This is a genomic window from Tritonibacter aquimaris (assembly GCF_009617595.1).
Taxonomy (GTDB): Bacteria; Pseudomonadota; Alphaproteobacteria; order Rhodobacterales; family Rhodobacteraceae; genus Epibacterium; species Epibacterium aquimaris.
On the sequence record NZ_WIXK01000001.1, the window covers coordinates 395,697 to 415,067 of the forward strand.

Sequence of the window (19,371 nt, forward strand, 5' to 3'; positions counted from 1 at the left end):
AGTTGGGGCCCGTTGCGTTTTTAAGGGGTGAATCCTGTTTTAGCTTGTCAGCTCATAGGCGCGTTCACCGTGCGACGACAGATCGAGCCCGTTGGTTTCCGCCTCGTCGTCCACCCGGATCGGGGTGAAGGCTGCAACCAGTTTGACCAGTACAAGCGTGACCACAAAGGTGAAGACACCCACAACAGCCAGCCCGCCAAGTTGCGCAAGCCAGGTGCCCTGACCAAAGACCGCAATCATGATGGTGCCAAAGATGCCGCCAACGCCGTGCACCGCAAACACATCCAGCGTGTCGTCGATTTTTAGCATATTGCGCACAACATTCACCGCTTCCTGACACAGGATGCCAGCGATGGAGCCGATGATCAGCGCTTCAACCGGGCCAACAAAGCCAGACGCAGGGGTGATAGAGGCAAGACCTGCAATGGTGCCGGTGACCAGCCCCACAACCGAGGCTTTGCCGTATTTGATCCGCTCCCACAGAACCCAGGTGAGCGATGCAGCCGCCGCTGAGATATGGGTGACGGTGATTGCCAGTGCTGCACCACCATCGGCCGCCAGCTGTGAGCCGCCGTTAAAGCCAAACCAGCCCACCCACAAGAGCGACGCGCCAATCACCACATAGCCAGGATTGTGCGGCGGTTTGTTTTGCACTTTGCGCGGGCCAAGCACCACAGCAATGATCAAAGCAGCAAGTCCCGCGGTTTCATGCACCACAATACCACCGGCAAAGTCACGCACGCCCGTTTCGCCAAAGATACCACCATCGGCCAGCATACCGCCGCCCCAGATCCAATGCACCACGGGCGCATAGCACAAGAGCATCCACAGGCCGGAAAACACCATGACAAAGCCAAAGCCAACCCGCTCCACATAGGCGCCAACGATCAGCGCCGGGGTGATGATGGCAAAGGTCATCTGGAAGGCAAAGAACAGGATCTCGGGCAGGGTGCCTGAGAGGCTTTCGGTGGTGACACCAGAGAGCATCACCTTATCAAAGCCGCCCCAGTAACCGCTTTCACCGCTGCCAAAGGCAATGGAGTAGCCAAAGGCGAGCCAGAGAATGCTCATCAGGCAGGCAATGGCGTAGCAATGCATAAAGACGCTGAGCACGTTGCGGGCGCGCACAAGCCCACCGTAAAACAATGCCAGACCGGGCAGGGTCATTAGCAGGACCAGCGCAGTTGCGGTGATGATCCAGGCGGTATCCGCTCCATTCATCGGGGAGTTCCTCCAAACGATTGATGTTTGGGAGCCCAAAGAAACTGAATTTCGGGATTAAAAAAGGAGCAAGCGGGTTTCGGGCGCTTAAAATCGGTGCAAAACACAAACTGCGTAAAAAATATGCAGCTTTGATGGGGGCGTGTTTAAAAACTGATCACCCTGCGGACAGCGCCTGTTTGATGAGCGCAAGTGCATGTGATTTGGTCGCTTTGCGCACATTGTCCCGCCCGATTGCGCCAAATTCCACCGTTTCAACCTGTGTGACGTGCCCGCGCCGTGCGAGGCCAAAACACACCCGGCCTTCGGGTTTGAATTCAGATCCACCGGGGCCTGCAATGCCGGTAACAGAAACGGCAATCGCTGCGTTTGAGCGGCTGAGCGCACCTTCGGCCATTTGCACCGCCACCTCTTCGCTGACGGCGCCCACCGCATCAAGCGTGGCTTTCTGAATGCCCAGCATCTCCATCTTGGCGGCGTTGGAATAGGTGACAAAGCCACGGTCGAACACCGCAGAGCTGCCCGCGATTTCTGTCAGCGCCGCAGCGATCATGCCTCCGGTGCAGCTTTCGGCGGTGGTGAGCATGATGTTTTGCGCCTGTGCGTCCTGGATCAGCTGGCTCAAATCGATGTCAGGGCTATCCATTAAATATGTGCTCCGTCTTTACAGGCTCAGATTGGGGCAGGGTGGGTTGCCAAAGGCCCTTATAGCCCAAGCACACCATGCCAGATCCCGGCAAAGATCATAGTGCCAATGGCTGCAAACACACCTGCAATAACATCATCCAGCATCACCCCCAACGCATCCCCACGTCGATCCGCCCAGCCGATTGGGCCGGGTTTGGTGATGTCAAACAGCCGAAACAGCAAAAACGCAGTGATCCAGCCGGGATAAAGCGCAAGAGCTGGGATGTCGTGAATATGCGCAGCATAAAGCGTTGGCAGCAGCGCGATCCACTGACCGGCAAGTTCATCGATGACAATTTCAGAAGGGTCATGATCATCCTGACCCTGGGTGGCAACAGATGTGGCCCACCAGCCCAGAGCAAAAGCAATCAGCGTGCCAAGCACCAGCGCCCAGAAACCTCCTGCGATATAAACAGCATAGGCCAGCGGCAGCGAAACCAGCGAACCCCAGGTTCCGGGGGCAGGGCGCAGGTGGCCAGCACCAGCAACGGTGGCAATGAAATTCGCAATCGGGCGCATCGTGATCTTCCTTATTGGTGCAGTGCGCGGGCAGCCTACATGTTGGGGCAGCAAGCGTGAGATTTAGCCGGGCGCAGGTGGCAATGTTTTTATGAGGTGATGCGAAAGGAGGCAATGACCCCTGTATAAGTGATTAAAAAATAGGCATAAGCATTTTTTCGAGGCGTTTTTCACGGGGCTTTCGTTGTGGGCGCGAGTCGCTTTCGGCTAATTTGGCCCCAATTGCACAAGGATTATGCAGTTGTCGTTTGACATTGGATCTACATCACTCAACCCGCCGATTGCTTTGGCACCGATGGCCGGTATTACCGATCGCCCGTTTCGCGATCTGGTGCGCTCCTTTGGGGTGGGGCTGATGGTGAGCGAGATGGTGGCAAGCCAGGAAATGGTTCAGGCCAAGCCCGGCGTGCGTGAACGCGCCGAGTTGAGCGCGGATGTGGAAAACACCAGCGTGCAGATTGCAGGGCGTGACGCCCAATGGATGGCTGAGGCCACGCGGCAGCTGGTAGACAATGGCGCGCGGTTGATCGACATCAATATGGGCTGCCCGGCCAAGAAAGTGACCAATGGCTATTCCGGCTCGGCGTTGTTGAAAACGCCCGATCACGCGCTGAGCCTGATTGAAGCGGTTGTTGCTGCTTCAAGTGTACCGGTGACGCTGAAAACCCGGCTGGGCTGGGATGAAGACAGTCTGAATGCGGCAGATGTGGCGCGCCGCGCCGAGGATGCGGGCATTCAGATGGTGACAATCCATGGCCGCACCCGCTGTCAGTTTTACAAAGGCAGCGCAGATTGGGCCGCGATCCGGACCATTAAGGGCGCGGTCACGATCCCGGTTCTGGCCAATGGCGATATTGTTGACACCAACACTGCGCGCAGCGCTTTGGCGCAATCTGGTGCGGATGGGGTGATGATTGGCCGCGGCAGTCAGGGGCGGCCCTGGGTTCTGGCCGAGGTGGCCCATGATATCTGGGGCACGGATGCGCCCGAGGTGCCCCAGGGCGCCGATCTGGTGGATCTGGTGGCACGCCACTATGAGGCAATGCTTGCGTTTTACGGGCTTGATCTGGGGCTGCGTGTCGCGCGCAAACATCTGGGCTGGTACGCCGAGGGCGGCGATCCCGTTTTGCGCAAACGCCTGCTTACGGCAAAAACACCCGCTGAGGTTTTGCAAATTTTACCGGATGCACTGGAGCCCTATGAGGAGCGCGCCGCATGACCCTGAGTGATAGCGCCATTTGGTCTGCTTTGCCTGTGCCGATCTTTGTTGTGGATGGCGACAATGCCATCCTTGAGGCAAATGCAGCGGCAGAAGGTTTTACCAACGCGTCCAACAAAGCGTTGCGCGGCAAGGGGTTGTGGCAGATCCTGGCGGTGGATTCTTCAATTCACGACGCGTTTGAACGGGCGCGGGCCCATACCAGCACCTTGTTTGTGAACGATCTGGATGTGGGCACCCGCGAGCGTGCACCATTGCAATGCGGGGTGCAGGTGGCGCCGGTACAAGGGGATCAGCCGGGGGGGATGCTGTTGATGCTGTCCCCGCGTGAACTGGCGGGGCGGATGACCCAGAACCATTCGGCAAAATCGGCGGCGCAATCGGCGATTGGCATGGCGGAAATGCTGGCCCATGAGATCAAGAACCCGCTGGCCGGGATCACCGGCGCGGCGCAATTGCTCAGCATGAACCTTGGTCCGGAAGATCTGGAAATGGCAGAGCTGATCGTGTCTGAAAGCCGCCGGATCGTGAAGCTGCTGGAGCAGGTGGAACAGTTCGGCAATCTGACTGAACCTGCGTTTAAGCCTGTGAACCTGCACGATATTCTGGATCGTGCCCGTCGTTCGGCCCTGTTGGGGTTTGGCGCGCATATGAAGATCATAGAGGAATACGATCCATCTTTGCCCCCAGCCTGGGGCGATGGGGATCAGCTTTTGCAGGTGGTGTTGAACCTGCTCAAGAACGCCTCTGAAGCCTGTATCATGGGCGGCACCATTCGCATTCGCACCTTTTATGAACATTCTTTCAACCTACGCCGCCGCGATGGATCCGGTGGGGCGCTGCCTTTGCAGGTTGAGATTATCGATGATGGCCCGGGGCTGCCCGCCAAGATCAAGGATGACATCTTTGATCCCTTTGTATCGGGTCGTGAAAACGGCACCGGGCTGGGGCTGGCACTGGTGAGCAAGATCATCGCTGAACACAACGGCTGGATTTCGGTGAAATCCAAGCCAGGCGAAACCCGATTTAGACTGTCGCTACCGCGCGAGCCGCGTGGGCGCAAACCCAAGCAGGAGTAACACCATGGACGGCACCGTACTTGTTGCAGATGATGATCGCACCATCCGCACGGTTCTGACGCAGGCTTTGACGCGGGCCGGATGTAAGGTGCATGCGACCTCGTCGCTGACCACGCTGATGCGCTGGGTTGGCGAAGGAAAGGGCGATGTCGTCATCTCGGATGTGATGATGCCCGATGGTAATGGTTTGGAAATGCTGCCAAAAATCGCAGAAGATCGCCCCGGCCTGCCGGTGATCGTGATTTCGGCGCAAAACACCATTATGACCGCAATCAAAGCGGCCGAGGCGGATGCTTATGATTATCTGCCCAAACCCTTTGATCTGCCTGAGTTGATGAAGCGCACCTCTAAGGCGTTGAATGAAAAACGTCTGGTGTCTCAGGTGAATGCGGCGGATGCGCAGGAGCGCCCGGAAGAGCTGCCGCTGGTGGGGCGCACAGAGGTGATGCAGGCGCTGTATCGTCTGATCGCGCGGGTGATGAATTCTGAAATTCCATTACTGATCACTGGCGAAAGCGGAACCGGTAAATCGTTGATTGCGCGCGCAATTCATGATTTTTCCGACCGCCGCACCCTGCCGTTTGTGACCGCCGGTCCCGCCAAGATGAACGCAATCGATGGCCCGTCAGAGCTGTTGCGCCAGGCCAAAGGTGGCACCATTCTCGTGGATGCGGTTGAGGATCTGCCAGACACGGTGCAGGCGCGTCTGGTGCGGATGATTGATGCGCCGGGTGAACATGCGCCGCGTTTCATGGCGACCTGTCAGGACAATGTAAGCAACCTGCTTGAAAGCGGTCAGCTGCGTCAGGATCTTTATTACCGGATCTGCGGTACCGAGTTGCATGTGCCAGCCCTGCGCGAGCGGGTGGAAGATATTGTGCTGCTGGCCAACCACTTTTTGACCCGCGCCGAGCAGGATGGCGCGCCGATGCGCAGCCTTGAAGATGACGCGGCCGAGATGCTGCGCCATTTCTCATGGCCGGGCAATGTGCGCCAGCTGGAAAACATGGTGCGTTCACTGGCGCTGACGGCGCGTGGCGAAGAGATCACCAAGGCTGAGGTGGCGCAGGCGCTTGGGCCGCAGGCGGGCGTCGAACCCGTAAGCGGTGGCACGATCAGCAACGAAAAACTGTCAGAATCAGTTGCGCGCCATATGCAGCGTTATTTCGACCTGCATGGGGATATGTTGCCGCCTCCGGGCCTGTATGGGCGCATTTTGCGCGAAGTTGAGGCCCCGTTGATCGAGATTGCACTGGCTGCAACTGGCGGGAATCAGGCGCGATGTGCCGAACTTTTGGGAATCAACCGCAATACGCTCCGGAAAAAAATTACAGATCTCGATATTCAGGTGACACGTCGCCGTAAACTGATGTAATATCGCCACAGAGCAGTGGCCGCCCATTGGGGTCGCTACCAGATATGGCGGTTGGGTTCAGAAGAATCCACATCAGTACGAGGGGATCACGTGGCGTATAAGTCACAACTGCGGTCGGCCTATGGCTTGTTCTTGGCACTGGACCAGTGGCGCCGCAGTCGGCGCGCGCGCAATATGTCTACCTTCGGTTTGGTGTTGCTGGGTCCGGTTCTGGCGATTCTGACTTATCTGATCACCGGGCCGCTGCGACTTGATTCCGCGTCGCCCTCGCTCAGATTGGTGCTGCTGGCGGATCTGATCTACATCCTGACCATTGCGGTTCTGGTGCTGACGCAGATTGTGCGGCTGCGCTCGGCGCGGCGTTCAAAATCTGCGGGCTCAAGGTTGCACTTGCGTCTGACCGGAACCTTTGCGTTTTTGGCGCTGGTGCCTGCGGTTATTGTCGCCGTCTTTGCGGTTTTGTCCGTAAACGTCGGGATGGAGGGATGGTTTTCCAGCCGGGTGCGGGATGCGGTGGGCAGTTCACTGTCGGCGGCTGAGGCCTATCACGAGGTGCAGCGTGTTGATCTGACTGATGATGCCCGCGCTTTGGCGCGGTTTGTGGAAAACAGCCGCCAGCGCAGTTTCTTTATCAGCGACGCAGAACTGCGAGAGGTGCTGACACAGGGGCAGCTTCTGGTGCAGCGTGGATTGCGCGAAGCCTATATTGTTGATGGGATCGGCGCGATCCGGGTGCGCGGTGAACGCTCATATGAGTTTGATTTTGAAGCGCCGTCGCGCGCGGATATTGCCGCAGCCGAATCTGACGGGCTGCTGATCATCGAGGATTGGGACAACAGCGAGCTGCGCGCGCTGGTGCCGCTGGCCAATTTTGTTGATCGCTTCCTTTATATTAGCCGTGATGTGGAAGGTGATCTGCTGAAACTGCTGGATGAGACCCAGAAAACTGCAGATCTGTACAACCAGCTGGAAAATGACCGCGGCCGGGTGCTGTTTGAATTTGGGCTGCTGTATCTGGGGTTTGTTCTGATCCTGGTGCTGGCGGCGATGTGGCTGGGCATGTGGTTTGCTGAACGGCTGTCGCGCCCGGTGGGTCGTCTGACGGTCGCGGCGCAACGGGTTGGTAGCGGCGATTTGAACGCCAAGGTGCCGCCTTCGGATGGTGGTGATGAGATCGCCCAATTGGGGCAGTATTTCAACCAGATGACGCGCAAGCTTAAGGTGCAGCGCGACGAGCTTTTGCAAAATACCCGCCAGATCGAAAGCCGCCGTCGCCTGTTTGATTCTGTTTTGAGCTCTGTCACCTCGGGGGTTGTTGGGCTGGATTCCGAGGGGCGCGTGACCTTTGTGAACCGCTCTGCTGAACGGCTGCTGGATTGGACACAAACGCGCAACGCGGTGGCGATTTCGGTTGCCGTGCCTGAGTTTGGCCCCCTGTTTGAGCGTCTTTTGGACGGAAAACATGAGGTGCTGCAGGAAGAGGTCAAAGTCACCCGTCAGGGGCGGCTGGAAAACCTGCTGGTGCGCATGTCGCTTAGAACCTCGGAAGAGGGCGATCTTGAGGGCTATGTGGTGGCCTTTGATGATGTGACCGATCTGGTCAGCGCGCAGCGTATGGCGGCCTGGGGCGATGTGGCGCGCCGGATTGCCCATGAAATCAAAAACCCGCTGACCCCGATCCAGCTGAGCGCGGAGCGGATCAAACGCAAATTTGCGCCCAAGCTTGGCGAAGAAAACAGCGATCAGTTGCAAAACATGACTGATGTTATTGTACGCCAAACCAATGATTTGCGGCGTATTGTGGATGAGTTCTCTAAATTTGCCCGCATGCCGGAGCCCAAGTGCCGCCAGGAAGATCTGGTGCAATTGGTGCAGGGCGCGGTGCTGTTGCAGCAGGCAGGGCAGCCGGATCTGAAGATTTCGGCCGATCTGCCGAAGGTGCCAATGCTGGCGGATCTGGATGCAACTATGATAGGGCAGGCGTTGACAAATCTGATCAAAAACGCGGGCGAAGCGGTGGAAAGCGCCAAAGGCACCGAACGTGCTGCCGGGCTTGTGCCGGAAATCCGTATCAATGTTTGGCAGGAGGGCGAGATGCATCACATCACCATTGCGGACAATGGCATTGGCCTGCCAGAAGACCGCGCCCGATTGTTTGAGCCCTATGTGACCACGCGCGACGAGGGCACCGGATTGGGGTTGCCGATTGTGAAAAAGATCATCGAGGAGCATGGCGGCAGCCTTGCCCTAGAAGATGCGCCGGTGTTTGCCGGGCAGAGCCATTATGGCGCAATGGCAGTTATTAAGCTGCCTGCGCAGGTGGAGAATATGAATACTGAGAAAAATTTAGTAATGACGGGTCTGACATGAGCGATATTCTGATTGTAGACGATGAGCGTGACATTCGGGAGCTGATCTCGGATATCCTCGAAGACGAAGGCTTTGCGACCCGAAAGGCAGGCAATTCCGATGAATGTATGGCGCAGCTGTCTGAGGCGCTGCCATCCTTGCTGATCCTCGATATCTGGCTGAAAGACAGTCAGATGGATGGCATCGACATTCTGAAAACGGTGAAACGCGACACGCCTGAGGTGCCTGTAGTGATCATCTCTGGTCACGGCAATATTGAAATTGCGGTGGCGGCGATCAAACAGGGTGCCTATGATTTCATCGAAAAACCCTTTAATATCGACCAGTTGATGGTGGTTATTCGCCGCGCGATGGAGACGTCGCGCCTGCGTCGGGAAAACACCACGCTGAAACGTAAAGAATCTGGCGCCAGCGAGATGATCGGCAATTCCTCTGCCTATCGTGCGATGGTCAGCCATCTGGAAAAGGTCACCAAATCCAACGGTCGGGTGATGCTGTCGGGGCCTGCGGGCAGCGGCAAGGAAATTGCGGCGCGTTATATCCACGCCCATTCCAACCGCGCATCGGCCCCATTTGTGACGGTGAACTGCGCCAATATCGATCCGGATCGGATGGAAGAGGTGTTGTTTGGCAAGGAAAGTGCTGAGCGCGGGATTGAGCCGGGGCTGCTGGAGCAGGCCAATGGCGGGGTGATCTTTTTTGATGAGGTCGCCGATATGCCGATGGGCACCCAATCCAAGATCCTGCGGGTACTGGTGGATCAGCGCTTTCAGCGGGTAGGCGGCGGTGAAAACATCGAGGTCGATCTGCGGGTTATTTCCTCAACCAACAAAGACTTGGACCGTGAAATTGCCAAGGATAATTTTCGTCAGGAGCTGTATCACCGTTTGAATGTGGTGCCGATCCACGTGCCATCGCTGGCAGATCGTCGCGAAGATATTCCAACGCTGGCGGCGCATTTCCTGAAGCATTTCAACGATACCCAGGGCCTGCCGCTGCGCAGCCTGTCAGAAGATGCAGAAGCGCTGCTGCAGACCATGATCTGGCCCGGTAATGTGCGTCAGTTGAAAAACATGATGGAGCGGGTGCTGATCCTTGGTGATGGCAACGGTCTGATTGAGGCAAAAGACCTGCCGCGCGAAGATGAAAAGGCCAGTTCGGATGGGCGTACGGGCCTGTCTGGCGGGCTTGCAACCCTGCCGCTGCGTGAGGCGCGTGAAGCCTTTGAACGTGAGTATCTGCTGACCCAGATCAATCGCTTTGGCGGCAATATCAGCCGTACCGCCTCATTTGTTGGGATGGAACGGTCTGCATTGCACCGGAAGTTGAAATCGCTGGGGGTTGTGACCTCAAACAAAGCGGGCGCGCGTATCGCCCATGTCGAGGAAGAAGACAGCCCGGCATAGGCTTGATTTTCAGTCGGTTTCTATAGATGCGTCCCATGTGATTGGGGCGCATTTTTCATGTGATGGCCGTTGTATCACAAGGGTTGCAGCACCCGTGGGCCGTTTTGCACCGCTACGGCGCATTCATTGCCTGTGGGTGTTACCAGCCTGCCGAGATTGCCGCCATTAGGGCGGGGCGTGCCTGCGGGGCAACGCCGGGCTTCAATCTCGCTGTAGCCGCGATCACGCATACAGCTGCTCTGAAGCCGCAGCCGCAACGTGCGGTTTACATCAACGGTGTAGATATTGCCGGGCACCCAGTGGCCACTTGTGTGATAGCAATTGCCATCTTCGCAGATGCGTCGCCCCGGTCGAAAGTAAGACGGAGACTGGCGGATTTCATTGGCGACCGGTGCCTGTTTCAAGGCGCTGGTCTGACATTCCAAAACATCCCGGTCTAGCTGCGCAAAGCTTGCGTCTGGCTTGTGATATACGGTGACGGGTCCGCATCCTGCGAGCACAGCCGCAAGCGCGAACACGATATGTGCAGTTCGCTGTTTGACCATGCCCATAGTATGCTGGGTTTTGCAGGTGTTTACAATTGGATTGACCGGTGGGGCCGCTTCTGTCATTCAATTCAGGCAGTTTTGCGCCAAGGGATTAAAAACATGAAGGTAATCATCTGCGGCGCGGGTCAGGTGGGGTGGCAGATCGCCCGTCATTTGTCCGGCGAACACAACGATGTGACCGTCGTCGATAGCAACCCCGAGCTGGTCCGTCTGGCCACTGATACGCTGGATGTTCAAGGGATTGCGGGCTTTGCTTCATACCCGGATGTCTTGGATCGTGCGGGCGCGCGGGATGCGGATATGGTGATTGCCGCCACCCATTCCGATGAGGTCAATATGGTGGTGTGCCAGGTGGCGCATTCGGTGTTTTCAATCCAGCGCAAGATCGCGCGGTTGCGGGCCAAAAGCTATCTGCATGCAATTTATACCGATCTGTATCGCCGCGATCACCTGCCGATTGATGTGGTGATCAGCCCCGAGCGCGAAGTTGCTGCGGCCGCGATGCTGCGTCTGTCGGCGCCCGCGGCCTTTGATATTGAGACCTTCATGGAAGGCAAAGCGCAGCTGCTGGGGATCCAGATCGAAGAGGATTGCCCCATTGTCAACACGCCGCTGCGTCAGCTGAGCGATCTGTTTTCCACCCTGCGTGCAATTGTGGTGGGGATCCGCCGCGACGGCAGCCTGTTTGCGCCAGAGCCGGGCGATCAGGTGTTTGTGGGCGATGCCTGCTATGTGTTTTGCCATTCAGATGACGTGAGCCGCACCATCGAAGTGTTTGGTAAGAAAGAAAAACGTCAAGATCGCGTTGTGCTTGTTGGCGGCGGCAACGTGGGGCTTGAAGTGGCCAAGGCGCTGGAAGGACGTGAATCGCGCGTCCGCGCCAAGGTGATTGAGAAGAACCGTAAATCCGCGGAACACGCGGCTGAGGCGCTGGAGCGTACCATTGTTTTGAATGGTGACGGGCTTGATCGTAATCTGATGTCTGAGGCGGGGATTGAACGCGCCGATGCCATGCTTGCGGTGACGGACGACGATAAAACCAACCTGCTGGCGGCGGTGCGGGCCAAGGCGCAGGGCTGTCCATTTGCCATAGCGCTGATCAATGATCCAACCCTGGTGCCGCTGACCAATCACCTGGGTATTGACGCCTATATTAACCCGCGCGCAACCACCGTAAGTTCGATCCTACGCCATATTCGTTATGGCCGGGTGCGTCAGGTCTATTCGCTCGGCGATGCCGAAGCCGAGATGATCGAGGCGCAGGTGCTATCGACCTCACCGATTGCGGGCAAAGCCATTCGTGAGATCGACTTCCCCGAAGGGGCATTGGTGGGGGGCATTGTCAAAGGTGATAAGCTGTTGCGCCCACGTGGCGATCTGCGCATCGAAGAAGGGGATGTGATCGCGATTTTTGCCGTGTCCAGCGACGTGCCCGAAGTCGAACGGCTGCTGCAAGTTTCAATCGACTATTTCTAGCATGAAACGGCGGGTCCCCAAAAAAACGCGTGGTATTTTGCGACTGCCGCTGTTTCTGCTGATCTGGGGCATTGCCTCATTGGCGATGTGGGTGCCTGCTGTTCATGCGCTGGTTCTGAATGATCACCCCAGCTCGCAGAGCTTTTTTTACGCAGGCGTTGTGGGGCTGATGCTGGTCACAATGATTGGCCTGTCGATGGGCAACCGGGTGCCACAATATGGCATGCCGGGGCAGTTGCTTTCCTTGCTTGCAACCTTTGTTGTGCTGCCGGTTTTTCTGGCTATTCCCGTGTCAGATGCGCTGGGTAATACTCGGTTTTTGAACGCTTATTTTGATATGGTGAGTTCGGTCACCACCACCGGGGCTGCGATTTTTGGCGATGGCGACCGGCTGCCGCCAAGCGTGCATCTGTGGCGGGGGCTTGTGGCCTGGCTGGGGGGGCTGTTGATGCTGATTGCGGCAGCGGCCGTGCTGGCGCCCTTGTCGCTTGGTGGCTTTGAGGTGACGGCACGCGGTGCTCAGGGCAGCGGCACAATCTCGCGCCAGATGGAACGCAGTGATCCGCGCAGGCATCTGGTGTTTGTTTTCAAAAATATCGCGCCGATCTATGTGGGGCTGACGGCGGCCCTATGGGTGCTGTTGCTGATCACCGGAGGCGGGCTGACCACCTCTGCCATTCACGCCATGTCGGTGATGTCGACCTCGGGGATTTCGCCCGTGGGCGGGGTGGAAAACGCCCAAAGCGGCCTTGGCGGTGAGATGATCATGTTTTTGTTCATGTTCTTTGCGCTGTCCCGGCTGACGTTTTCCTCTGACACCTTGAGCAGTGAAACCCGCCATCTGGAAGAGGATCCAGAATTTCGCATGGGGGTTATGCTGGTGATTGCGGTGCCTTTGATGCTATTTTTGCGCCATTGGGTTGCCGCGCTTGAGGTGGATGCAAGTGCCGATCTCTACAGCGCGATTGGTGCGCTTTGGGGCAGCGTGTTCACGGTCTTGTCGTTTCTGAGCACAACCGGGTTTGAAAGCGCCCATTGGGGGGCAGCGCAGGATTGGTCGGGCCTGGAAACACCGGGCATGATCCTGATGGGGATGGCGATGATTGGTGGAGGTGTTGCCACCACAGCCGGCGGGGTGAAACTTTTGCGGGTTTTTGCGCTTTATCTCAATGGGGTTAGGGAGATGGAACGCCTTGTTCATCCGTCATCTCTGAGCGGTGCAAACCGGTTTACCAAGCGGATCCAGCGTGATGGGGCCTATGTGGCCTGGATCTTTTTCATGCTGTTTGCGCTGTCTCTGGCCGTGATTGCCACCGCGTTTTCGGCGGTTGGATCGGATTTCGAAGAGGCGATGATCCTTGCGGTTGCGAGCCTGTCAACCACCGGCCCGCTGACCCAGATTGCGGGCGGTGAGGCGATTGAACTGGTGCTGTTGTCACCCGCGGCAAAATTGATCCTATGTGTTGCCATGGTGCTTGGCCGGCTGGAAACTTTGGCTTTCATCGCGCTTTTGTCACCCAAGCTCTGGCGCGGCTAAACAATCATGGTTAACCATATGGTGTATGAGACATTTTCTGGTGGAAACTCCTGCCGTCTGCGTCCATACTAGCTAGAAACCAGGCGCGTTGGTCCGCAGCGCGTGGCACAAGAACAAAAGCGAGATAATAAAAATGGCTTCGGACAGACAGAATCTTCAGGACGCATTCCTGAATCATGTTCGCAAAACCAAAGTTCCCGTGACAATCTTTCTTATCAACGGTGTGAAGCTTCAGGGAGTGATCACCTGGTTTGATAATTTCTGCGTGTTGCTGCGCCGGGATGGTCAATCGCAGCTTGTTTATAAACATGCGATTTCGACCATTATGCCATCGCAGCCGATCAGCCTGTATGAAGGTGAAGACGCCTCTTGATGGAACACGACAGGAAGCGCACCCGGGCCTGGGTGCTGCATCCGGATATCAAATCTGAACAGGCGCGGCGGGATCCTGCCGCTGCGCTCGAAGAAGCAGTTTCCCTTGCCAAGGCTTTGCCCGATCTTGATGTGATCGGCTCTCAAGTTGTGCGCTTGCCCAAGGCACAGCCAGGGATGCTGTTTGGCTCCGGTAAAATCGAAGAGCTGGCGCAGCAGCTTAAGGGTGATGAGATCGAGCTGGTGCTGATCGACGGCCCGGTGACACCCGTGCAGCAGCGCAATCTGGAAAAAGCCTGGAAAGTAAAGATCCTGGACCGCACCGGGCTGATTTTGGAGATCTTTTCCGATCGCGCCCGCACCCGTGAAGGGGTGCTGCAGGTTGAGATGGCCGCGCTTAGCTATCAGCGGACCCGGCTGGTACGAGCCTGGACCCACCTGGAACGGCAACGGGGTGGTCTTGGCTTTGTTGGGGGTCCCGGTGAGACTCAGATCGAAGCAGACCGTCGCGCCATTGATGATCAATTGGTGCGTCTGCGCCGTCAGCTGGAAAAAGTGGTAAAAACCCGCACGCTGCACCGCGCCGCCCGTGCCAAAGTGCCTTATCCAATTGTGGCGCTGGTGGGTTATACCAACGCTGGAAAATCCACATTGTTCAACCGGTTGACCGGGGCGGACGTGATGGCAAAAGACATGCTTTTTGCCACGCTGGATCCCACCATGCGCCGGGTTGAGCTGGTTGATGGGCCTGAAATCATCCTGTCTGACACCGTGGGTTTCATATCTGATCTGCCAACCGAGCTGGTGGCGTCGTTTCGTGCCACACTCGAAGAGGTGCTGGCGGCTGATGTGATCTTGCACGTGCGCGACATCAGCCATGAAGAGACGGTCACCCAATCTGAGGATGTTCACGCGATCCTGAATTCGCTTGGTGTGGATGAAAACCGCACCATGATCGAGGTCTGGAACAAGATCGATCAACTGGATCCGGATGAGCGCGACGCGCGTCGTGATCGCGCGGCGCGTGAAGAGGGTATTCATGCGATTTCGGCGATCACCGGCGAGGGGCTGCAAGGGCTTCTGGATGAGATTGCGCTGCATTTGCAGGGAAAACGTTTCGAGGAGACCCTCGAACTTGCATTTTCGCAAGGTCGCGCCCGCGCCTGGCTGTTTGAACAGGATGTTGTGCAATCTGAAGAGCAGGGTGAAAACGGGTTTTCTGTGACGGTCCATTGGACCGAAAAGCAAAAAGCCCAGTTCAAAAAGCTTTAACGCGGCAGCTGGTCGAACCAACGCCAGCTGTCGTGGGCAATCTGCGGCCCGATTTCATAAAACCAATGGGTGTGATTGGGGATCACATTGACTGTGACCACATGGCCTGCGCGGGCCATGGCACGGCCAGTGGCTTCGGCGTTTTCGACAGAAAAGATGTGATCCTGATCACCCAGATAGATGCGGAAGGGTTTGCCCTGCGCATTGGGGAGAATATCTGAGGCTTGCGCATTGCCGCCATGTACCGCGGCGGCGCGCCAGGGCCCCTCCAGCCGATTATTCATCCAGTTTGCCATCAATGCTCCGCTGGAATGGCCAAACAGATAGATCCGGTTGCGATCGACCGGTCGGTTCCGCTCCAGCGCGGCGAGCATGATGTCAAAATCCAGTTGGTCAAAATCCTGAAGTTGCCAGTTTTTGCCGCCAGTGTTTGGCGCTAGCAGCAAAATGTCGTTTTGCTGCGCAACTTCTTTCCACATATCAATCATCGACAGGCCAGAGCGGCCCGCGCCGTGAAACAGGATCACCAAAGGTGCAGCTGTACTGCCAGAGGGCGCGAATTGATACCAATTTCGGCTGCCGGACGCCTGGCGTTTTGCAATGGATCGCGCGGCTTTTGAGGGTTCATAGGCATATTCACGCAAAACCTTGCCGCGCAGTGTGTTGCGCGAAACTGTGGCATAGCCGCCTTCGGGAACGGGGCTTGTTGGGGCTACAGCAAAGGGCTGGCGGGCCTCAGGTTCTCCCAAGAAAACAGCAATCCCGATCAAACCAATCAGCAGCAAAACCACAAGGACAAGACGCGACATGTTCAGACCTCAGGGAGAACGTGGCGCGATTTGCACCACTATTGCGGGAGTATCCGTGTAATACCAACTGCCGCTGCGCGTGCAAGTTCTTCGTCAAGTGACATTGGAATATATTCACCGCGGCGCCAGAGCTGGGCCTGATCGTCATAATAGCGCGACAGGAAATGGCCGGACTGCCCCGTGGAAATCACAAAAACAGAGCTGTCGGGATCGGCAAAATCATAAACACCGCGATAGCCAGAGGCGTGGATGTTGGTGAACGGATCGCGCCCCTCAGCAGAGGTGAGCCCGCGTTGCAGAGTATTGTCACCGCCGCTGGTGGATTGGCGAATATTGACAAAATAGCGCAGGATCGGAATGCCGCCGAGGGCCTCGTGCCGGTGAAGCGCCTGATGGGCATCGCCCCAGCGCAGGGATTCCAACGCGGTGCCGTAACGCTCTTCGATCCAGAGGATGGCATCATCCAGCGCCAGACGGGAAATATCGGCGCAGCTTTCTTTCAGCGCGCTTTGGTGAATGTCGCACCAGGCCGATGCCCCATCAATATCGCGGAACACCCGTTCTAGAAACAGGGGCTCAACCCGAGAATATTCAAAGGCCAACGGGCCAAGATCATCTTCGATCAGGCGTTTTTGCAAAGCACGCACCCAAGCCGCATAAAGCAGCGGTTCGGGTAGGTGTTCGTTCATTTCGCCATTCCATTGCGCCAGCAGATCAAGCGCAATTCTGCGCTGGCGGGCGGGGGTGCCTTCGGGGGCGGCTTCACCGGTGAACCAGAGATCGGCCCCAATCAGCGGCAGCAAGGTGCGTGCGGCAAAGGAAACCGTGTCTTGTTGCGCCTCAATGAAACTGTCACGGGTGTGCACTTCGCGCGATTGCATCAGCCGTTGCCAGCGGTTGATCCGCTGCGCATCGCCCCAATCAAACGATACGTGGTTGGGGAAGGGGCGATCCACCATCTTGTTGTTTGTATTGCCCAAAATGCCGCCGATGGGATTGCGAAACACCGGATTGGCCGCATAGGGCGCGCGGCCCTGCCAGCGGTTGTCGCGCAGCCAACCGGGGCTAGGCAGGCGGCCCTGGCTTTGATGGCGGCTGCTGCGTTGCGGCAGCGCGCCGATGGTTTTCATCGCGATATGGGTTTCATCTGCCAGTACCAGATTGAACGAGGGCGCAACAAAGGGTTCGGCCGCTTTGATGGCGTCTTCTACCGACTGGCTGCGCATCAGGTCCTGTGCGGCTGTAAGGCTGGCGTCTGCGGGGCTCAATGCGCTCCAGGCCAAGCTGACCACATGACCGGGCGGGGTGATATCTGCGAGGTTTGCCATGCCGCCGGGCAATACCGGGCCGTTTTCGCTCCATCGCAGGGTGACGGTGACGGGGGCGCTGTCTTTGACATTGATGATCGCGCGGCGGGTCTGAAAAGGTTTGAAGCCGCTTGGGGTCAGGTATTCTTCAGTGTTTTCCGGGTTCAGCTGTTCGATGAACAGATCCTGCACATCCGCAAAGGATGCAGTGATACCCCAGCCCAGCCCATCCGAACGACCAGAAAGAACCGCGGGGATGCCCGGCAATGTGGCACCAATGATGCCGCCGGTGCCAAGCTCAAGCCGGGCCAGATACCATGAGGTTGGCGCGGCGAGCATGGAATGCGGATCATTGGCGAGCAGCGTGCCCGCAGTGGTGGAGCGTTCAGGCGCGGCGGCCCATGCGTTTGAAGCGCCACCAAAGCCAAGTTGTGCCAGCGGATGCGGCAGCGGCTGCGTTGTGGAGTGCGCAAGTTTCACCACATCCGGAAACAGGGCGCTGTATTCTGGCAGGGTTGAAAGGCCCTTGCCGGGAGCATCGGGCAAGATGTCGACCAGTCGATCCTGGTTATCAAGTGCAAGCGACGTGCGGGTGCGCAGGATCTCGCTTTGCATATGGGTGGCGGACTGCACTGCAAGGAGTTTCAAAAGCGCAATACTGTCAGCAGGTTGCCAGGGTGCGATTGGGGCAGGAAACAGGAACATCTCTGGTGCGCCCCGACCCAGAGCGCGGTCGTTTACCTCGGTAAGGCGGGCGTTGACCCCGGCGGAATAGGCCCGCAGCGCTGCCAGGGTGTTTTCTGACTGGCTGGCAACCGATCTTTGCGCCAGACGGTAGATATCAAGGCGGCGCATCAAAATGTCAGATTCCACTGCACGAGGGCCGAATGCCTCGGCCAGACGCCCCTGTGCGGTGCGGCGCAGCACTGTCATTTGCCACAGGCGATCCTGCGCATGCGCATAGCCAAGCCCGAAATACACATCCTCGTCACTGGCGCCAAAACTGCCAAAAACATGGGGCACATTGGCATTGTCGCGCACAATTTCTATGGGCGCGGATGGGCCGGGCAGGGTGATTTCTTTGTCATATTCCGGCAGCGATTGCGAGGCGAGAAAATAGACCACAATGACTGCAAGCAGGGCGAAAAGAACGCTGAACGCGGTGAGCCGCAGCAGCCAGTTAACAAGTCGTGCCATGGATGCGTTGTGTCCTTGCCTTTGAGGGATTTCTTGCGCCTGCTGCATATGCTGGTAGGGTCAGCGCCAACATAAGGCAAGTCATTCGAAGGGAAAAGCAAATGGCGAAGGTTGCATTTTTGGGGCTGGGGGTCATGGGGGCTCCGATGGCGGGGCATCTGCAAAAGGCGGGCCATGATGTGACGGTCTATAACCGCACCTCTGCAAAGGCTGAGGCCTGGGTAAACACCTATGGTGGCGCAATGGGCGCAACTCCGCGCGTGGCAGCTGAGGGTGCGGAATTTGTCATGTGTTGCGTGGGAAATGACGATGATTTGCGCGCTGTATGCCTCGGCGATGACGGTGCTTTTGCGGCGATGGCGGCGGGTAGCGTGTTTGTGGATCACACCACAGTCTCAGCCCAAGTGACGCGCGAGCTGTATGACGCGGCCAAAGAGCGCGGCATTTTCTTTGTGGATGCGCCGGTGTCTGGTGGTCAGGCGGGCGCGGAAAATGGCGTATTGTCGGTGATGTGCGGCGGAGATGCGCCTGCTTACGCGCGTGCAGAGCCCGTGATGGAGGCCTATTCACGTATCTGCCGCCGCATTGGGGACACCGGCGCGGGCCAGATGACCAAGATGTGCAACCAGATTGCAATCGCCGGTCTGGTGCAGGGCCTGTCTGAATCGCTGCATTTTGCCGAGAAAGCCGGGCTGGATGGCCGCGCGGTGGTTGAAGTGATCTCGCAGGGCGCGGCGGGCAGCTGGCAGATGGCGAACCGGTTTGAGACCATGCTGGATGATCATTTTGAGCACGGTTTTGCGGTGGATTGGATGCGCAAGGATCTGGGCATCTGTCTGGATGCAGCTGATGAAAATGGCGCAAGCCTGCCGGTCACCGCACTGGTGGATCAGTATTATAAAGACGTGCAGAAAATGGGCGGCGGGCGTTGGGATACATCCAGCCTGTTCAAACGCCTGCGCAAGCTTGGATAAGAA

16 protein-coding genes are annotated in these 19,371 nt (G+C 57.5%); 10 read left to right on the forward strand and 6 right to left on the reverse strand.

All coding sequences use genetic code 11. The annotated features are described in order from the left end of the window. Positions 1 to 39 precede the first annotated feature (39 nt). The 3 genes from GG681_RS01915 to GG681_RS01925 form a co-directional block, all read right to left on the reverse strand. Complete coding sequence (locus tag GG681_RS01915; RefSeq protein ID WP_153544506.1) at positions 40 to 1,221, reverse strand: ammonium transporter; 1,182 nt, start codon at positions 1,219 to 1,221, stop codon at positions 40 to 42. A gap of 157 nt (positions 1,222 to 1,378) precedes the next feature. After that, on the reverse strand, positions 1,379 to 1,867 hold the full coding sequence (locus tag GG681_RS01920) for a CinA family protein (protein ID WP_153544508.1): 489 nt from the start codon (positions 1,865 to 1,867) through the stop codon (positions 1,379 to 1,381). Positions 1,868 to 1,926: 59 nt separating this feature from the next. Continuing rightward, positions 1,927 to 2,427, reverse strand: coding sequence for a phosphatidylglycerophosphatase A family protein (locus GG681_RS01925; RefSeq protein WP_153544511.1), 501 nt, complete (start codon positions 2,425 to 2,427; stop codon positions 1,927 to 1,929). Between the two features lie 241 nt (positions 2,428 to 2,668). Here GG681_RS01925 and dusB point away from each other — a divergent pair, with 241 nt between their 5' ends. The 5 genes from dusB (at position 2,669) to ntrX (ending at position 9,876) form a co-directional block, all read left to right on the forward strand. Continuing rightward, the gene (gene dusB / locus GG681_RS01930; protein WP_153544513.1) at positions 2,669 to 3,646 is read left to right on the forward strand and encodes a tRNA dihydrouridine synthase DusB; all 978 of its coding nucleotides are present in this window, start codon (positions 2,669 to 2,671) and stop codon (positions 3,644 to 3,646) included. Further along, positions 3,643 to 4,725 (forward strand): two-component system sensor histidine kinase NtrB, encoded by a 1,083-nt coding sequence (locus GG681_RS01935; protein ID WP_153544515.1) that lies wholly within the window; start codon positions 3,643 to 3,645, stop codon positions 4,723 to 4,725. The genes dusB and GG681_RS01935 overlap by 4 nt, the downstream gene beginning before the upstream one ends. Before the next feature lie 4 nt (positions 4,726 to 4,729). Then, positions 4,730 to 6,100, forward strand: coding sequence for a response regulator (locus tag GG681_RS01940; protein WP_153544517.1), 1,371 nt, complete (start codon positions 4,730 to 4,732; stop codon positions 6,098 to 6,100). 90 nt (positions 6,101 to 6,190) lie between these two features. Next, on the forward strand, positions 6,191 to 8,470 hold the full coding sequence (locus GG681_RS01945; RefSeq protein ID WP_328593228.1) for a sensor histidine kinase NtrY-like: 2,280 nt from the start codon (positions 6,191 to 6,193) through the stop codon (positions 8,468 to 8,470). Further along, positions 8,467 to 9,876 carry a nitrogen assimilation response regulator NtrX gene (ntrX, locus tag GG681_RS01950; protein WP_153544519.1) on the forward strand — a complete coding sequence of 470 codons (1,410 nt, stop codon included), beginning with the start codon at positions 8,467 to 8,469 and terminating at the stop codon, positions 9,874 to 9,876. Before GG681_RS01945 ends, ntrX begins: the two co-directional genes overlap by 4 nt. 74 nt (positions 9,877 to 9,950) lie before the next feature. On the opposite strand, the gene GG681_RS01955 is transcribed toward ntrX, so the two are convergent. Further along, complete coding sequence (locus GG681_RS01955; protein ID WP_194287122.1) at positions 9,951 to 10,487, reverse strand: hypothetical protein; 537 nt, start codon at positions 10,485 to 10,487, stop codon at positions 9,951 to 9,953. Between the two features lie 36 nt (positions 10,488 to 10,523). Between GG681_RS01955 and trkA the strand changes: the two genes are divergently transcribed. From trkA to hflX, 4 genes are all read left to right on the forward strand, one after another. Continuing rightward, positions 10,524 to 11,900 (forward strand): Trk system potassium transporter TrkA, encoded by a 1,377-nt coding sequence (trkA, locus tag GG681_RS01960; protein ID WP_153544523.1) that lies wholly within the window; start codon positions 10,524 to 10,526, stop codon positions 11,898 to 11,900. 1 nt (position 11,901) lies between these two features. Next, complete coding sequence (locus tag GG681_RS01965; RefSeq protein ID WP_153544525.1) at positions 11,902 to 13,437, forward strand: TrkH family potassium uptake protein; 1,536 nt, start codon at positions 11,902 to 11,904, stop codon at positions 13,435 to 13,437. A gap of 133 nt (positions 13,438 to 13,570) precedes the next feature. Next, positions 13,571 to 13,810, forward strand: a complete 240-nt coding sequence (gene hfq, locus GG681_RS01970; RefSeq protein ID WP_007119530.1) for an RNA chaperone Hfq — start codon at positions 13,571 to 13,573, stop codon at positions 13,808 to 13,810. Beyond that, entirely contained in the window at positions 13,810 to 15,081 is a 1,272-nt protein-coding gene (hflX, locus tag GG681_RS01975; protein WP_153544527.1) for a GTPase HflX, read from the forward strand. Before hfq ends, hflX begins: the two co-directional genes overlap by 1 nt. Here the strand turns inward: hflX and GG681_RS01980 are convergent. Together GG681_RS01980 and GG681_RS01985 are read right to left on the reverse strand one after the other, a co-directional pair. After that, positions 15,078 to 15,890: a dienelactone hydrolase family protein gene (locus GG681_RS01980; protein ID WP_153544529.1), complete on the reverse strand. Its 813-nt coding sequence runs from the start codon at positions 15,888 to 15,890 to the stop codon at positions 15,078 to 15,080. The genes hflX and GG681_RS01980 overlap by 4 nt on opposite strands. Before the next feature lie 38 nt (positions 15,891 to 15,928). After that, entirely contained in the window at positions 15,929 to 18,394 is a 2,466-nt protein-coding gene (locus GG681_RS01985) for a penicillin acylase family protein (RefSeq protein WP_153544531.1), read from the reverse strand. Positions 18,395 to 18,495: 101 nt separating this feature from the next. Here GG681_RS01985 and GG681_RS01990 point away from each other — a divergent pair, with 101 nt between their 5' ends. Further along, a complete protein-coding gene (locus GG681_RS01990) occupies positions 18,496 to 19,368 on the forward strand; it encodes an NAD(P)-dependent oxidoreductase (protein ID WP_153544533.1) in 873 nt (290 codons plus the stop codon). The last annotated feature ends 3 nt before the right edge of the window (positions 19,369 to 19,371 follow it).

Excerpts from the sequence above, each read along its gene's own strand:
- GG681_RS01915 (WP_153544506.1), bottom strand. The coding sequence starts at position 1,221 with ATGAATGGAGCGGATACCGCCTGGATCATCACCGCAACTGCGCTGGTC.
- GG681_RS01920 (WP_153544508.1), bottom strand. The coding sequence starts at position 1,867 with ATGGATAGCCCTGACATCGATTTGAGCCAGCTGATCCAGGACGCACAG.
- GG681_RS01925 (WP_153544511.1), bottom strand. The coding sequence starts at position 2,427 with ATGCGCCCGATTGCGAATTTCATTGCCACCGTTGCTGGTGCTGGCCAC.
- GG681_RS01935 (WP_153544515.1), top strand. The coding sequence starts at position 3,643 with ATGACCCTGAGTGATAGCGCCATTTGGTCTGCTTTGCCTGTGCCGATC.
- GG681_RS01940 (WP_153544517.1), top strand. The coding sequence starts at position 4,730 with ATGGACGGCACCGTACTTGTTGCAGATGATGATCGCACCATCCGCACG.
- ntrX (WP_153544519.1), top strand. The coding sequence starts at position 8,467 with ATGAGCGATATTCTGATTGTAGACGATGAGCGTGACATTCGGGAGCTG.
- GG681_RS01955 (WP_194287122.1), bottom strand. The coding sequence starts at position 10,487 with ATGACAGAAGCGGCCCCACCGGTCAATCCAATTGTAAACACCTGCAAA.
- trkA (WP_153544523.1), top strand. The coding sequence starts at position 10,524 with ATGAAGGTAATCATCTGCGGCGCGGGTCAGGTGGGGTGGCAGATCGCC.
- GG681_RS01965 (WP_153544525.1), top strand. The coding sequence starts at position 11,902 with ATGAAACGGCGGGTCCCCAAAAAAACGCGTGGTATTTTGCGACTGCCG.
- hfq (WP_007119530.1), top strand. The coding sequence starts at position 13,571 with ATGGCTTCGGACAGACAGAATCTTCAGGACGCATTCCTGAATCATGTT.
- hflX (WP_153544527.1), top strand. The coding sequence starts at position 13,810 with ATGGAACACGACAGGAAGCGCACCCGGGCCTGGGTGCTGCATCCGGAT.
- GG681_RS01980 (WP_153544529.1), bottom strand. The coding sequence starts at position 15,890 with ATGTCGCGTCTTGTCCTTGTGGTTTTGCTGCTGATTGGTTTGATCGGG.
- GG681_RS01985 (WP_153544531.1), bottom strand. The coding sequence starts at position 18,394 with ATGGCACGACTTGTTAACTGGCTGCTGCGGCTCACCGCGTTCAGCGTT.
- GG681_RS01990 (WP_153544533.1), top strand. The coding sequence starts at position 18,496 with ATGGCGAAGGTTGCATTTTTGGGGCTGGGGGTCATGGGGGCTCCGATG.